The 12,416-nt window shown below is 70.4% G+C and carries 12 protein-coding genes; 3 read left to right on the forward strand and 9 right to left on the reverse strand.

Features of this window, described 5'->3' with window-relative positions:
- The first annotated feature begins 61 nt into the window (after positions 1–61).
- On the forward strand, positions 62–739 hold the full coding sequence (locus OHA73_RS39665) for a GntR family transcriptional regulator (RefSeq protein WP_327657600.1): 678 nt from the start codon (positions 62–64) through the stop codon (positions 737–739).
- Positions 740–781: 42 nt separating this feature from the next.
- Here the strand turns inward: OHA73_RS39665 and OHA73_RS39670 are convergent, their stop codons facing one another.
- The 3 genes from OHA73_RS39670 to OHA73_RS39680 form a co-directional block, all read right to left on the reverse strand.
- Positions 782–1,915: a M20 family metallopeptidase gene (locus OHA73_RS39670; protein ID WP_327657601.1), complete on the reverse strand. Its 1,134-nt coding sequence runs from the start codon at positions 1,913–1,915 to the stop codon at positions 782–784.
- A complete protein-coding gene (locus OHA73_RS39675) occupies positions 1,912–3,360 on the reverse strand; it encodes an aldehyde dehydrogenase family protein (RefSeq protein ID WP_327657602.1) in 1,449 nt (482 codons plus the stop codon). Before OHA73_RS39675 ends, OHA73_RS39670 begins: the two co-directional genes overlap by 4 nt.
- A gap of 104 nt (positions 3,361–3,464) precedes the next feature.
- Entirely contained in the window at positions 3,465–5,051 is a 1,587-nt protein-coding gene (locus OHA73_RS39680; RefSeq protein WP_327657603.1) for a GMC family oxidoreductase, read from the reverse strand.
- Positions 5,052–5,173: 122 nt separating this feature from the next.
- Here OHA73_RS39680 and OHA73_RS39685 point away from each other — a divergent pair, with 122 nt between their 5' ends.
- Positions 5,174–5,701, forward strand: a complete 528-nt coding sequence (locus OHA73_RS39685; RefSeq protein ID WP_327657604.1) for a GbsR/MarR family transcriptional regulator — start codon at positions 5,174–5,176, stop codon at positions 5,699–5,701.
- A 3-nt stretch (positions 5,702–5,704) separates the two neighbouring features.
- Here the strand turns inward: OHA73_RS39685 and OHA73_RS39690 are convergent, their stop codons facing one another.
- Positions 5,705–6,748, reverse strand: a complete 1,044-nt coding sequence (locus OHA73_RS39690) for an NAD(P)-dependent alcohol dehydrogenase (protein WP_327657605.1) — start codon at positions 6,746–6,748, stop codon at positions 5,705–5,707.
- 95 nt (positions 6,749–6,843) lie between these two features.
- On the opposite strand from OHA73_RS39690, the gene OHA73_RS39695 reads away from it, so the two are divergent.
- Positions 6,844–7,440, forward strand: coding sequence for a TetR family transcriptional regulator (locus OHA73_RS39695; RefSeq protein WP_327657606.1), 597 nt, complete (start codon positions 6,844–6,846; stop codon positions 7,438–7,440).
- A 52-nt stretch (positions 7,441–7,492) separates the two neighbouring features.
- Here OHA73_RS39695 and OHA73_RS39700 read toward each other — a convergent pair whose 3' ends face one another.
- The 5 genes from OHA73_RS39700 to OHA73_RS39720 all read right to left on the reverse strand — a co-directional run bounded on the left by OHA73_RS39700 (position 7,493) and on the right by OHA73_RS39720 (position 12,305).
- Entirely contained in the window at positions 7,493–8,449 is a 957-nt protein-coding gene (locus tag OHA73_RS39700) for a GNAT family N-acetyltransferase (RefSeq protein WP_267067910.1), read from the reverse strand.
- Between the two features lie 27 nt (positions 8,450–8,476).
- Positions 8,477–9,397, reverse strand: coding sequence for a Vgb family protein (locus tag OHA73_RS39705; protein WP_327657607.1), 921 nt, complete (start codon positions 9,395–9,397; stop codon positions 8,477–8,479).
- Entirely contained in the window at positions 9,394–9,534 is a 141-nt protein-coding gene (locus OHA73_RS39710) for a hypothetical protein (protein ID WP_327657608.1), read from the reverse strand. Before OHA73_RS39710 ends, OHA73_RS39705 begins: the two co-directional genes overlap by 4 nt.
- A gap of 490 nt (positions 9,535–10,024) precedes the next feature.
- Positions 10,025–10,933 (reverse strand): AraC family transcriptional regulator, encoded by a 909-nt coding sequence (locus OHA73_RS39715; protein ID WP_327657609.1) that lies wholly within the window; start codon positions 10,931–10,933, stop codon positions 10,025–10,027.
- A gap of 361 nt (positions 10,934–11,294) precedes the next feature.
- Positions 11,295–12,305, reverse strand: coding sequence for an alpha/beta fold hydrolase (locus tag OHA73_RS39720; protein WP_266723549.1), 1,011 nt, complete (start codon positions 12,303–12,305; stop codon positions 11,295–11,297).
- Positions 12,306–12,416: the final 111 nt, after the last annotated feature.

Below are 12,416 nucleotides of genomic sequence, written 5' to 3' on the forward strand. Positions count from 1 at the left end.
CGGCGCCACCGGGAGATGTCAAGGGGTGGGGGACCTCGGGAAAGGGACCGATCAAGAGGCCATGCCGAGCCAGAACACGTTCCTCAGCAAGAGCGATCTCGCCTACGCGGAACTGCGCGACCAGATCCTCACCGGCAGCCTCCCGGCCGGCTCACGGCTCGCCCAGTACGACCTCGCCGACTCGCTCAACATGAGCATCACGCCGCTGCGCGAGGCCATCCGGCGCCTCAGCAGCGAGGGGCTGCTCACCGTCGAGACCCACCGCGACGTACGGGTGTCGACCATGACCGCCGACGAGGCCCGCCAGCTCTTCGAGGTCCGCCTCTCCCTGGACCCCACCGCGGCCGAACTCGCCGCCACGCGCCGCACCGAGACCGACATCGCCGCGATGCGGGCCGCCGTCGCCGACCTGCTCCCGGTCACGCGCAAGTGGGGCGAGGAAGCCCTCACCGCCCACCGCGTCTTCCACCAGACGCTCTACCGGGCCTCGCACAACGACGTGCTCATCAAGATGCTCGACGACCTGTGGGACAAGTCCGACCGCTACCGCCGTCTCGGCCTCGACCTGCCGCCCGGCGACGAACCGCGCACCCGCGACCTCGAGGAACACCAGCGTCTGGTCGACCTCATCGTGGACGGCGAGGCGGCTCAGGCCGCGCAGCTGATGCGCGACCACATCACCAACAGCCTGACCGCCACGGCGATCAGCGCTCTTGAGGACCTCGAGAACCGTTCGTAGTTCGTAGGACGAGAGTGATACGCGCTGGACTACGCCTGACTGTTATTGCGGCCGCGCCGCCAGAGCGACGTCAACGGCCGTCCAGGCCATGCCGATTGCCCCGTCGAGTACGGCACGGTCCGCCGCCTGCGTGGTGCACGCGGCGGTGAATTCCGGTTGGTGGTTGACCGCGGGGCCGCAGTCGAGCCCGAGCATGGGGTGGATGGTCGGTACGACATGGGAGACGTTCCCCATGTCGGTGGCGGCGCCCGCGACACTGTTCGGCAGTTCGGGGAAGTGGCGGCCGAGCGCTGTCGCGTTGGCGACCCACAGGTCCAACAGGGCCTGGTCCGGCCGGAGATCGGCGTAGTCGGGGCCGACCGGCGTGGTGGACAGTTCGCAGCCGGTGGCCAGCGCGCCGGCCTCGAAGCACCGGTGCACCCGCTCCGCCAGCGGCCGCAGGGCGTCCAGGCTGTCGCTGCGTACGATCCAGTGGCCGCGGCTGGTGTCGGGGATGATGTTGGCGGCGGAGCCGGCCTGGGTGACGATGCCGTGGATGCGATCGGATGCGGCCGTCTGCTGGCGCAGCAGCCCGATGCCCATCTGGGCGAGGGTCATGGCGTCCGCCGCGTTGATGCCCAGCTCGGGGTAGGCACCGGCGTGCGCCGCCTTGCCTTTGTAGGTCACATCGAACTGGGTGACGGCCAGGCCGGGCATCGCCGCCATCTCGACCGCGGCCGGATGCACCATCATGGCCGCGTGCACGCCGTCGAAGGCGCCCTTGTCCAGCATCAGCACCTTGCCGCCGCCACCCTCCTCGGCGGGAGTGCCCAACACCCGTACCGTCAGGCCTAGTTCGTCCACCAAAGGGGCGAGCCCGATACCGGCGCCGACCGCCGCTGCGGCGATGATGTTGTGGCCGCAGGCGTGTCCGATGTCGGGCAGGGCGTCGTACTCCGCGCAGATCGCGATGTGGGTCGGCCCGTTGCCGATCGTTGCTTCCACGGCCGTCGGCAGCCCGCAGTACCCGTGCCGGACCTCGAACCCGGCGTCGCTGAGGGCGTCGGCGACCCATCGGCTGGCGAGGTACTCCTCGAAGGCCAGCTCCGGGTGGGCGTGGATGCGGTGGGACAGGGCGATCAGGTCGTCCGCCGCGGCTCGGATGTGCTGTGCCGCGGCCTGCTTCGTGGCGGTCATCGGGCGACCGCCGGGGCGGTGGCGGCGATGTGCACGGTGGCGGGCCGGGTCGCGGCGTCGTACGCGGCACGCGCCCCGGTGGCTCCCATGCCGCTGTCGCGGGCGGGTTCGTAGAGCCGCTCGGGGCCGCCGCCCTGCCACTGGTTGACCCAGACGACACCTACGGGAAGATGTGCGGCTGCCGCGATGTGCTCGGGGTCGTCGGTGTACACGGTGGCGGCGAGGCCGTAGCGGGAGGCGGCCGCGCGGGTGAGGCCCTCCTCGAAGTCGGCCACGACGGATATGGGAGCCACGGGTCCGAACGTCTCCTCGGTCATCACGAGCATGGTGTCGTCGACTCCGGTGAGCACGGTCGCCGGGTAGAAGTAGCCGGGACGCTCCGGTACAGCTCCGCCGGTGTGCACGGTGGCACCCTTGGTGACGGCGTCCTCGACATGGCGTCGTACGGTGTCGCGTTGTCGCGCGTCCACGAGCGGTCCGAGCACCGTGGCGGGGTCGAGACCGTCGCCGATGGTGAAGGTCCGCGCCGCGGCGACGAGGGCCTCTACGAACGCGTCCGCGATGCGCTCATGGACGTAGATCCGCTCCATGGAGGTGCAGATCTGGCCGGTGTTGATGAACGCGCCGAACGCGACGGCCTGCGCGATGGCGACCGGGTCCACTCCCGCGTCGATCACGACGGGGTCCTTGCCACCGAGTTCGAGCACGCAGCGGTTCAGACGCTGTCCGGTGGCCGTCCCCACGGCGCGGCCGGCCCCGACCGAGCCGGTGAAGTGGACGAGTCGTACGTCTTCGTGTTCCGCGAGCGCCGCGCCGGTGCGGCCGTCGCCCAGGACCAGGTTCAGCACGCCCGGGGGCAGCCCGGAGGAGGCGGCCAGCTCGAACAGCCGCACCGTGGACAGAGGGGACCGCTCGGAGGGCTTGACCACGACGGTGTTCCCCGCGGCGAGCAGCGGGCCGAGGGCGCCGAGGACCATGGCGACGGGAAAGTTCCACGGGGTGATGACGGCGGTGACGCCGAGCGGGTGGCGGACGATGTCGGTCCGCTCACCCTCGGGACCCGGACCGGCCACCGTTTCGCTGAACGGGTAGGTGAGCGCCTGGTCCGCGGCGGCCTTCAGCCCGGCCACCGCTCCGTCCACGAAAGTGCGCCCGATGCCGACCGGTTTGCCCATCTCCCGGCATTCCAGCTCGGCAAGTTCCGCGGCGTGCGCGGCGATTGCCTCGGCCCAGGCGTGAATGCGCTCCACGCGCCGAGCCACGGTGAGCGTGGCCCACTCGTGCTGGGCGGCGCCCGCCGCGGCCACGGCGTGGTCGACGTCTTCGGCGTTGCCCGCGCGGAAGTTCGCGATGGCTTCCTCGGTGGCGGGGTTGACCACGGCGACGACGTCCTCGCCGACCGGTTCTTCCCACCGGCCGCCGATGAGGTTCTGGAGGGTTTCCATGGGCGTGGCCGTTTCTGTTCGGGGCGGGGCTCTGTGCGGGGGTCTGTGCTTACGGCGTGGTGTCAGGTGTCTCGGTACGAGACGGGGGCGACATGTGTCAGGTGTCAGACGTCGAGCCGGTCGGCCATGAGTTCGCCGGTCATGATGGCGGCGAGATTGGTGTTGGCCCGGGGCACGGAAGGGAAGATCGAGGCGTCCACGACCCGCAGCCCCCGGACACCTTGCACCCGGCACGCCGGGTCGACGACCGTCCCGTCGGCGCCGGGCGCGCCCATCCGGCAGGTGCTCGTGCCGTGTTGGGCGTCGATGACCGTGGAGAGCAGGTGGTCGTCGAGGCTGCTGTCGTTCGCCAGGGCCGCGAACAGCGGGCCGTTCGCCTCTTCGACCGACCCGCCCAGGATGGTGGCCGTCTCCGCGCTGCCGCTCAACTCCACGAGGGCGCGCACACCTTCCCTCATCGGGGCGAGATCCCGCTCGTCGGACAGCATCCGCTGGGCGACGTACGGGTGCACCGAAGGGTCGGTGGAGACCAAAGTGAGCTCGCCGCGCGAGTGGGTTCGGTTCAGCCAGACACCGAAGGCACCTGCGTGGGCCTGGGTGTTGGCCGTGGCCATGGCCAGCACGTTCTGATTGAGCGAGACGAACATGAGGTCGTCGGAGTGCGTACCCGTCCGGCTGGACCAGCGCACGCACACATTGGTGTGCCGGTCGTGCGGTGACGTGATGGCGGCCTCGGCCCGCAACGGCAGCGAGAGCACCGTCATCGCGTGGTCCTGCATGCCGACACCGACCGGCAGGTCCTGTCGCACCTTGATGCCCAGAGCCCGCAGTTGTTCGGCGGGCCCGATGCCCGAGCGCAGCAGGACCGCGGGGGAGTGGATGACTCCCGCGCTGAGGATCACCTCGTCCGCGTACTCGGTGACGAGGGCTCCGTCGATCACCGCACGCACACCGATCGCGCGGTCGTTCTCGAAGACGACGGTGTCCACCAGCGCGTCGCCGCGGATGGTGAGGCCGGGCAGGTCGCGTGCCGGTTCGAGGTAGGCGTCGTTGACGGTGACGCGGCGGGCGGCGCGGGAGTTGATCGGGTAGGGGGAAACGCCGGTGGCGCCGGGGGCGTTGACGTCGGGCGCCCAGCCGAACCCCGCCGCCAGGGCCGAGTCGGCCAGGGCCCGGTCGACGCTTCCCCAGGCGTCCTTCGGGGCCCGGTGGATCGGTGTCGGTCCGCCGCGGCCGTGGTGCGGCTGGTCGCCGAATGCGTCGTCGTCCTCCAGCTTGGCGAAGTAGGGCAGCACGTCGTCGGGCGCCCATCCGGTACAGCCGAGCCGGGCCCACTCCTCGAAGTCCGCCATCGGCGGCCGGATCGCGATCTGGCCGTTGACGGACGAACTGCCGCCCACGCCTCGGCCGCGCCAGTACGGGACCTGAGGCTGCTTCTCGGTGCGCGAGGAGTTCAGGCCGGTCCATACGAGATGTTCCGAGGCCGCGGGATCCATGAGCGCCACCACGGGGTTGGGCGAGCGCCACGCCTCCGGCATCTGCGCCGAGCGGTAGTCGGGGCCCGCCTCCAGCAGGAGGACCCGTCGGCCGCGAGCGGCGGCGCGGGCGGCGATCGCCGCACCCGCGGAGCCCGCGCCGACGACGATCAGGTCGCGACCATGCCGTGCCGTCTCGTGCTGTGCGTGTGCCATCTCGACTCCTTGATGCGGGAGCGTCCCGCACCGGTGAGTCCTGCGCGGATGCTGGTAATCTGACGCACAAGGAAAGTTCAGTCAATAATGAATGTTCACTTTTTTCCGTACGGGGAGGATCGGTGCCGCCAGCCGCCGACAACGGCTCAGCCATGGGCGATGGGGCCTCGGCCATGGACGACGGGGCCTCAGCGGTGGGGACGGACGGGCCGCTGGTCGAGGACTTCGGCCGGCGGATCGGTCGCGCGATGGGATGGCCGCCGATAGCCGGACGGCTGGCGGGGGTCCTGATGCTCAGCCCCACCCCCATGACGCTGTCGGAACTCCAGGAGACGCTGGGGGCCAGCAAGGGTTCGACGTCGGAGATGACCCGCCTGCTCATCGCGAACGGCACGGTCGAACGGGTCAAGGTGCCCGGCGTGCGCCAAGCCGGTTACGTATGGCGCGACGACGCGTGGAGCGGCTGCCTCCAGCACCAGCTCGCCCAGACCGAGCAGCTGCTCGAACTCGCAAAGTCCGCGCAGGATCGGGGAGTTGGCATGCCGGAGGCCCAGCAGGCGCGGCTGCGCGACATGCACACCTACTACGACTTCATGGTGCGCCAGCTGCGACGCCTGCTGGACGAATACCGTCAACTGCACGCCGGATAGCGGTCAGTCGAGGTCGGACATGTCGAGCACGAACCGGTAGCGGACGTCGTTCCGTTCCAGGCGTTCGAGAGCCGTGTTCACCTGGGACGACGGCAGCAGCTCGATGTCGGCGGTGATGCCGTGTTCGGCGCAGAAGCGCAGCATGGCCGCGGTGGACGGGCGGCCACCGCTGCCGGCGGAGCTGAGCTTCTTGCGGCCGATGAGCAGGTCCAGGGTGTCCACGGTGACAGGCCCGAGGTGTCCGAGGTGGCTGAGCGTGCCGTCCATGGCGGTCACACGCAGGTACGGAGCCAGGTCGTGTGGCGCCGAGATGGTGTCGATGACGACATCGAACCGGTCGCGGACCGCTTCCATCTGCTTCGGGTCGGTGGACACCACGAACCCCTGCGCCCCCAGGGCGCGCGCCTCCTCGGCCTTGTCCGGGGTCCGGCTGATGACGGAGGTCGTGGCCCCGAGCGCGGCCGCCATCTTGACCGCGAGGTGTCCCAGGCCGCCAAGTCCGGCCACGGCGACGGTACTTCCAGGTCCCACGCCGAGCACCTGCAACGGTTCCCAGACGGTGACTCCCGCGCAGAGCAGTGGAGCCGTGGCGGCCGCGTCGAGCCCCGCGGGCAGGCGGTAGGCGAAGCGATGGCTCACGACGTACTCCCGTGAGTACCCGCCCAACGTGGTCGAGCCGTCCTGCCGGTCGGCTCCGCCATAGGTCAGTGTCGGGAACTCACGACAGAAGTTCTCCTGTCCCGCCTGGCACATGCGGCACTTTCCGCACGAGTCGACGATGTTGCCGACGGCCACGGGGTCGCCCGGAGCGAAGTCGGCGACCGCGCCACCGACCTCGGTCACCACGCCCGTGAACTCATGCCCGGGCACGAGCACGCCGTTCGCATCGCTCCCGTGTGCCTCCAGCGCGTGCAGGTCCGTATGGCAGACACCGCAGTACTCGATGCGCACCGCGATGTCGTCCGGGCGCAGGTCCCGGCGCTCCAGTGCTGCACGGCGCAGAGTCCGCGTCGTGCCGTCCGCCTGCCACCCGGTCGTGGAACGCATCGCCAACTCCTAAGACAGACTGTTCGGTCTGTTTCACGGTAGGCGCACACGGGCCGAGAAGCAAACAGACGAGTCGGTCTGTTACGGTGCGAGGCATGCCCGACCAGCCATCCAGCAGCCGCGGAGCGGCGACGTATCAGCGCATCGTCGACGTCGCCACACAGGAATTCGCCGAGTACGGCATCGCCGGTGCACGCATCGAGCGGATCATCGCCGCCGCGCGCACCAACAAGGCGCAGCTGTATGGCTACTTCGGCAACAAGGAACAGCTCTTCGACGCGATCTTCTTCGCCTCACTGGAACGGATCACCAACGTCGTCTCCATCGACGCCGAGGACCTCGCCGACTGGGCGGTGCGCCTCTACGACGAGTACCTCAGCCGCCCCGATCTGATCCGGCTCGCGACCTGGGCGCGCCTGGAGCGCCGCCCGACCGGGCACCTCGTGGCGGACCACGACCACTACGACGACCACAAACTCCGCGCCATCGCGGAGGCGCAGGCCGCCGGGCGCATCAGGCAGGGGGATCCCTTCGACGTGATGGCCATGGTCATCGCCATGTCCATGGCCTGGTCCCCGGTGAGCAATGTCTACGCAGCCTCCGCCGAGGAGCCGGCGAGCGTGCACGACCAGCGGCGCACCCTGCTCAGGGACTGTGTGAGCCGTGCCGTGGCCCCGGACCGGGGGGCCTGAGTACACGAGCCCCGGTCCGGGAGGGCTGAGCGGGCCACGACGGTTCGGGGCGTCAGTCCCAGACCAGGTTGAGGGTGCGTTCGAAGTTGATGTATCCGGCGCGGGCGAAGGACTTCGCCATGGGGACGTTGTCGAGGTCCGTCGATGCCCTGATCCGGTCGACGCCCTCGGCGGCCAGGACGCGGGTGCCCTCGGCGAGGATCTCGTCGATGTGGCCGTTGCCGCGGTGTGCGGGCAGGACACCGAGGTACGCGATGATCGGGTGGTAGCTGTTGCGCGCCGGGACGACGAAGCCCACCGGGCCGCCGCCGTCGGGGAGTTCGGCGATGCGCCACCATTCGTGCGGGCTCTTGAACCCGGCGAACTCTTCGTCGTAATGCCGTTCCGCCGCCTCGCGCCGACTCAGCCCGGACGCCAGGTCCGCCTGGCCGTGGGTATCGAGGGTGCCCTCCATGACCGGGGTCATCAGGGCGAGGAGGTCCTCCCGGTCGGCCACCGGGCGGAAGACGAGACGCCCCTTGGACTCCGGGAGCGGGGACGTCGGGGTCCACTGCAGGCGCAGCCGCTCGACCAGCAGCCGTGCGCCCGTGCTCTCCAGTACGCGCGTGCGGGACTCGACCACCTCGCGGGCCGCGGGGTCGTCGTGCCAGTCGGGCGGGACGAAGCGGCTGTACTCCGGCAGCTTCGCGCCCGCCGGGAAGACGGCCGCCGTCGCCGCCCTGAACAGCCGCAGGCCGATCTCGTCGCGGTCCGCCCGTGGCAGCGTGTCGTCGACGTCGAAGAAGTCGAACTGCAGCGGGACATCACCGCCCGGGCTCGTCCACCAGGCGAGCCGGGCAAGAAGACGGTCGCCGTCCAGGGCCACCCAGGTCCACTCCGGGCGACGGCGGCCGCCGTCGAAGTCGTCGGCCAGCTCGTGGTCGAGGACGTAGGGGAGCCGGCAGAAGAGATCGAGCTCCTCGGGGCCGGTCAGAGGTCTGTAATGCACCGATGCCAGGGCCGGGTTCACTTCAACTCCTTTGAAGGGGGACAGCGTTCAGGTCTCGGTGTGTGGTGGTGGCGGGCACGCCGGGGTTCCGGGCAGGACGCGGGCCAGCGCGCCCGTCTCCAGGGCCGTCCACAGTGCACCGTCCGGGCCCACCGTGATCCCGTGCGGCTCGGAGGCGGGCGTGGGCAGCCCGTGGACGGTGACCGAGCCTTCGCAAGTGATCGAGCCGACGCGGTTGCCGCCCCACTCGGTGAACCACGCCGTGCCGTCGGCGTCGGTGGTGACGGCGTGCGGCCGGGACGAGCGGTCGGGCAGCGGGTACTCGGTGATCCGGCCGTCGGGCGCCCGTCGGCCGATCTGACCGGCCGCGATCTCGGTGAACCAGACGCTTTCGTCCGGGCCCACGGCGATGCCCACCGGTGCGGCCGCCTCGGTGGGCAGCTCGTGGACGGTGATGTCGCCGCCCATGCCGATGCGGCCGATGGCGTTGGCCTGGTTCATCGTGAACCACATCGCGTCCCCGGCCGCGGCGATCGCGGAGGGGAACGCGCCGGTGAGCGGCAGCGGGTACTCCGTGACCGTTCCGTCGGTGGCGATGCGGCCGATGCGGTCGGCGGCGGTCTCGGTGAACCACAGCGCGCCGTCCGGCCCCGCGGCGATACCGAAGGGACCGCACTCCGCGGTCGGCAGCGCGAACTCCGTCACCCCGCCCGCCGTCGTGATCCGGCCGATCCGGTGCGCCCGGTACTCGGTGAACCACAGTGCGCCGTCCGGCCCGTTGCAGATGACCGTCGGACCGCTGTCCGGGGCGAGCCGATGACTGGTCGGCTCCTGTCCCGGCACGAGCCGACCGATCCTGCCGCTGTGCACCATGGTGAACCACAGCGCGCCGTCCGGTCCCGTGGTGATCGCGTACGGACCGCTGTCGCGACCGGACACCGCGTACTCCTCGACGCCCCGGGCGGTCACCACTGCCGCTCCAGGTCTTCGGCGGCGTCGAGCCGTTCGATGTCGCTGGGCTCGAGGAGGACGACCCGCTCGTGGGCAGGCAGCGGGTGGCTTGTGGACGGGCCGGGTGGCCGGGAAGCGCTCGGGGCGGATGTCACGCGGAATCTCTCCGTGGGGTTCGGCGGGCGGAGGTGTCCAGCATGTATATCGGGCAGCCCGGTAGCAACGGCCGATCTTGTCATGGTCGTTGACCCAGAGGTTCACGAATCAGGGAGACCGGGACGGACCCGCGGAACCAGGAAGGTGCGGCAGTCAGTGGCCCCGCGACCTCGCCGCTGCCGCCCGCATCTTGCGGGCGTCCGCACACATTCGCTGAGCCCGCTTGCCCTGCTGGAAGGCGCGCTCCCGCATCACGCGGGCGCGCTCCCGCATCCGTAGCTGCGCCGCGTACCCGGATGATTCACCTGAGCCCGAGGGCCTCATCGTGCCCCCTTAGCGGGTGGGATACGCCGCGCCCGAGCGCAGCGACAAGTACCTGATTGCACAGTACGCCCCTACGCCGGATCGCCCTCGTGCGCGCGGCGGCGCGCGCGGGCGGGCACCGCGATGTTCGTCGTGCTGGTGATGGTCACCCTTCGTGGGGCGAGGCTATTGGCGCAGCGTGGTTGTCGGGCCGTGTCCGTAGGTGGCGCGGTACTGGGCGGTGAAGCGGCCGGGATGGAGGAAGCCCCAGCGGGCGGAGACGGCGGTCACCGTGGTGGTGCTGGGGTCGGCTGCCAGGAGTTCGCGGTGCGCGTTGGCCAGACGCACGGCGCGCAGGTGGGCGAGGGGTGTCGTGTCCCGGTGGCGGCGGAAGGCGTACTGAAGGGCACGAGGGGTGACGTGGGCGGCGGCCGCGATGTCGGCGAGCCCGATGTCGCGGTGGGCGCCGGCCTCGATGAATGACATCGCCCGGCGCACGGTGGCGGGTGTGGGAGTGCTGGGCCGCCGTGACGGGGAAGGGGGCAGGGCGGTGTTGGGGATGACAGCGAGGGCGGTGGAAGCCAGTAGGCGGGCGGCGTTGCCGATGAGGAGCTCTTGGCCCGCAGCCTCGTCATTGGCGAGCAGATGGTCGGCGATGTAGGTGACGGTGTTCTTCCAGAGCGCGGCCAGGCGTGGGGAAGCAGGGCGGAGCCCGGTGAACTGCCAGGTGCCGGGCTGCCCGTTGGGCAGATTTCCGGCGGCCTCCTCTAGGAGGGCAGGACGCAGCAGAACTGCCTGCAAGGCGGCGTCGTGGGTAACGGACCGGTAGGGCCGTTCGGGCAGGGACTGGACGAAGACGTCGCCGGCGGCGAAGCGTTCGTCGAAGCCTGCGCACTGGCTCGCCAAGGTGCCTCGGTGCAGCCTGAGGATCAGTAACGAGTCCATGCTGGCGGCGACATCGAGATCCAGAGGCGTGACGACGTCGTCGACCGCGAACGAGCCGGCGTCGCTGCGCGCATGGTGGAAAACGCGCCCGTTGGCCGGGTTGTCCATACGCATGTTGAGCCCGTAGGCGCAGTCCAGGAACGTGCGCACTCTCTCCGGGTCGGCCGAGGAGAAGTGTGTACGTATAGGGGAGTTGTCCTGTGGGGGTGAGCTCGGGAGCGTCATGGGTGGCTGCCGTCTGTCGGGCGTTTGCCTTCGCGACCACGCGCGGAACGAGTGATCAACATGAGGAAGAGCCTGGCACAGCACCAGCGTGTGGGGCGAGGGTTTCGTGCAATGTACAGACGCCTTCGCTGTGTGCACTGTTCGCCATTGCGTGGCCTTGTGAGTATGGGGGCCTGCGGATCCTCTCCTGTGATGACAGCGGGGAGGCCAACCGCCGCCGAATGCCGTGGTGTGGGGGCCAGTCGGCGGGTCCCCACACCACGGCCGGCCAACCATCGGGCCGGCCTCACGTCGCGCTGCGTTCGCTTGCCTCGCGGTACTGGCGTTCCACGCCTCGCGTGTAGATGTCCTCCGGGCGTCCTGTGCGCAGGAGTTCGCGCCACTGCTCGATGCTCCAGTCGCCGGGCGTGGTGGTGGCGATGAACTCCTGGAGGAGCCGGACGAACCGTGCGGGGTCGGCGTGGTGCGGGAAGTGTCCTGCGCCCGGGAAGATCTCGAGGCGGCTGCCGGGCATCGCCAGGTGCGCGGTGTGGGCGTGGTCCACGGGCAGCACGCTGTCGCGGTCGCCCCAGACGAGGAGGGTGGGTATGCCCTGCGCCAGGTAGCAGCGGTCCAGCATGGTGACCACCTGGCCGCGCCAGTCGACGACGGCCCGCAGCGTACGGGTGAAGGCGTTGCGGGAGTTCTGGTCGGGCAGGGCGTCGACCAGGTTGACGAGGTCGACGGCGTCCACGCCGAGTCCGGTGTCCAGGAGTTGGAGGGCGCGGACGAACGCGGCGATCGACAACTGGGCGCCCGGCACCTTCAGTAGACCGAGGGCGAGCCCCGCACCGGGCAGGGTCGCGGCCCGCAGCACAGGAGTCACCTGGCGCCCGACCCCGCCGGTGGAGATCAGTACGAGCCGGTCGACGCGCTCGGGGAACTGGTACGCGAACTGCATCGCGACCCCACCACCGAAGGAGTGCCCGACGAGGGTGACCCGTTCGACGCCGAGCACGCCGAGGAGATCCCGCAGGCCGTTCGCGTACGCGGCGACCGAGTAGTCGGCGCGCGGCTTCGCCGAGTCGCCGTGGCCGAGCAGGTCGGGGGCGATGACGGTGTGCCGGCGCGCGAGGGCGGCGAAGCAGTCCTCCCAGTGCGCGGAGGACGCCCCGACTCCGTGGATGAGCAGAACGGCCGGGCCCTCACCGGCGATCCGATAGGCGCGGCGGTATCCGTGGACGGTGGAGAAGGTGAGCGTGCTGCCGGTCTCCGGCCCACGGCCGGCCGAGCCGCGGATCGGGATGACGTGCGCCATGGTCGTTCTCCCAGCGAGCGGTTCTCCGCAGGGGTGCGGGATCCCGGTGTCGTGTCCGGGGTCGGTGTGCCGAGTGTACGAAGCGCGGTGTGGCGGAGGGTTTCGTGCCGG

It is taken from the genome of Streptomyces sp. NBC_00483, from assembly GCF_036013745.1.
GTDB lineage: Bacteria > Actinomycetota > Actinomycetes > Streptomycetales > Streptomycetaceae > Streptomyces.

What these genes read in the sequence shown, in the direction of transcription:
- OHA73_RS39665 (WP_327657600.1), top strand. Translation starts at nt 62, where the DNA reads ATGCCGAGCCAGAACACGTTCCTCAGCAAGAGCGATCTCGCCTACGCG.
- OHA73_RS39670 (WP_327657601.1), bottom strand. Translation starts at nt 1,915, where the DNA reads ATGACCGCCACGAAGCAGGCCGCGGCACAGCACATCCGAGCCGCGGCG.
- OHA73_RS39675 (WP_327657602.1), bottom strand. Translation starts at nt 3,360, where the DNA reads ATGGAAACCCTCCAGAACCTCATCGGCGGCCGGTGGGAAGAACCGGTC.
- OHA73_RS39680 (WP_327657603.1), bottom strand. Translation starts at nt 5,051, where the DNA reads ATGGCACACGCACAGCACGAGACGGCACGGCATGGTCGCGACCTGATC.
- OHA73_RS39690 (WP_327657605.1), bottom strand. Translation starts at nt 6,748, where the DNA reads ATGCGTTCCACGACCGGGTGGCAGGCGGACGGCACGACGCGGACTCTG.
- OHA73_RS39695 (WP_327657606.1), top strand. Translation starts at nt 6,844, where the DNA reads ATGCCCGACCAGCCATCCAGCAGCCGCGGAGCGGCGACGTATCAGCGC.
- OHA73_RS39720 (WP_266723549.1), bottom strand. Translation starts at nt 12,305, where the DNA reads ATGGCGCACGTCATCCCGATCCGCGGCTCGGCCGGCCGTGGGCCGGAG.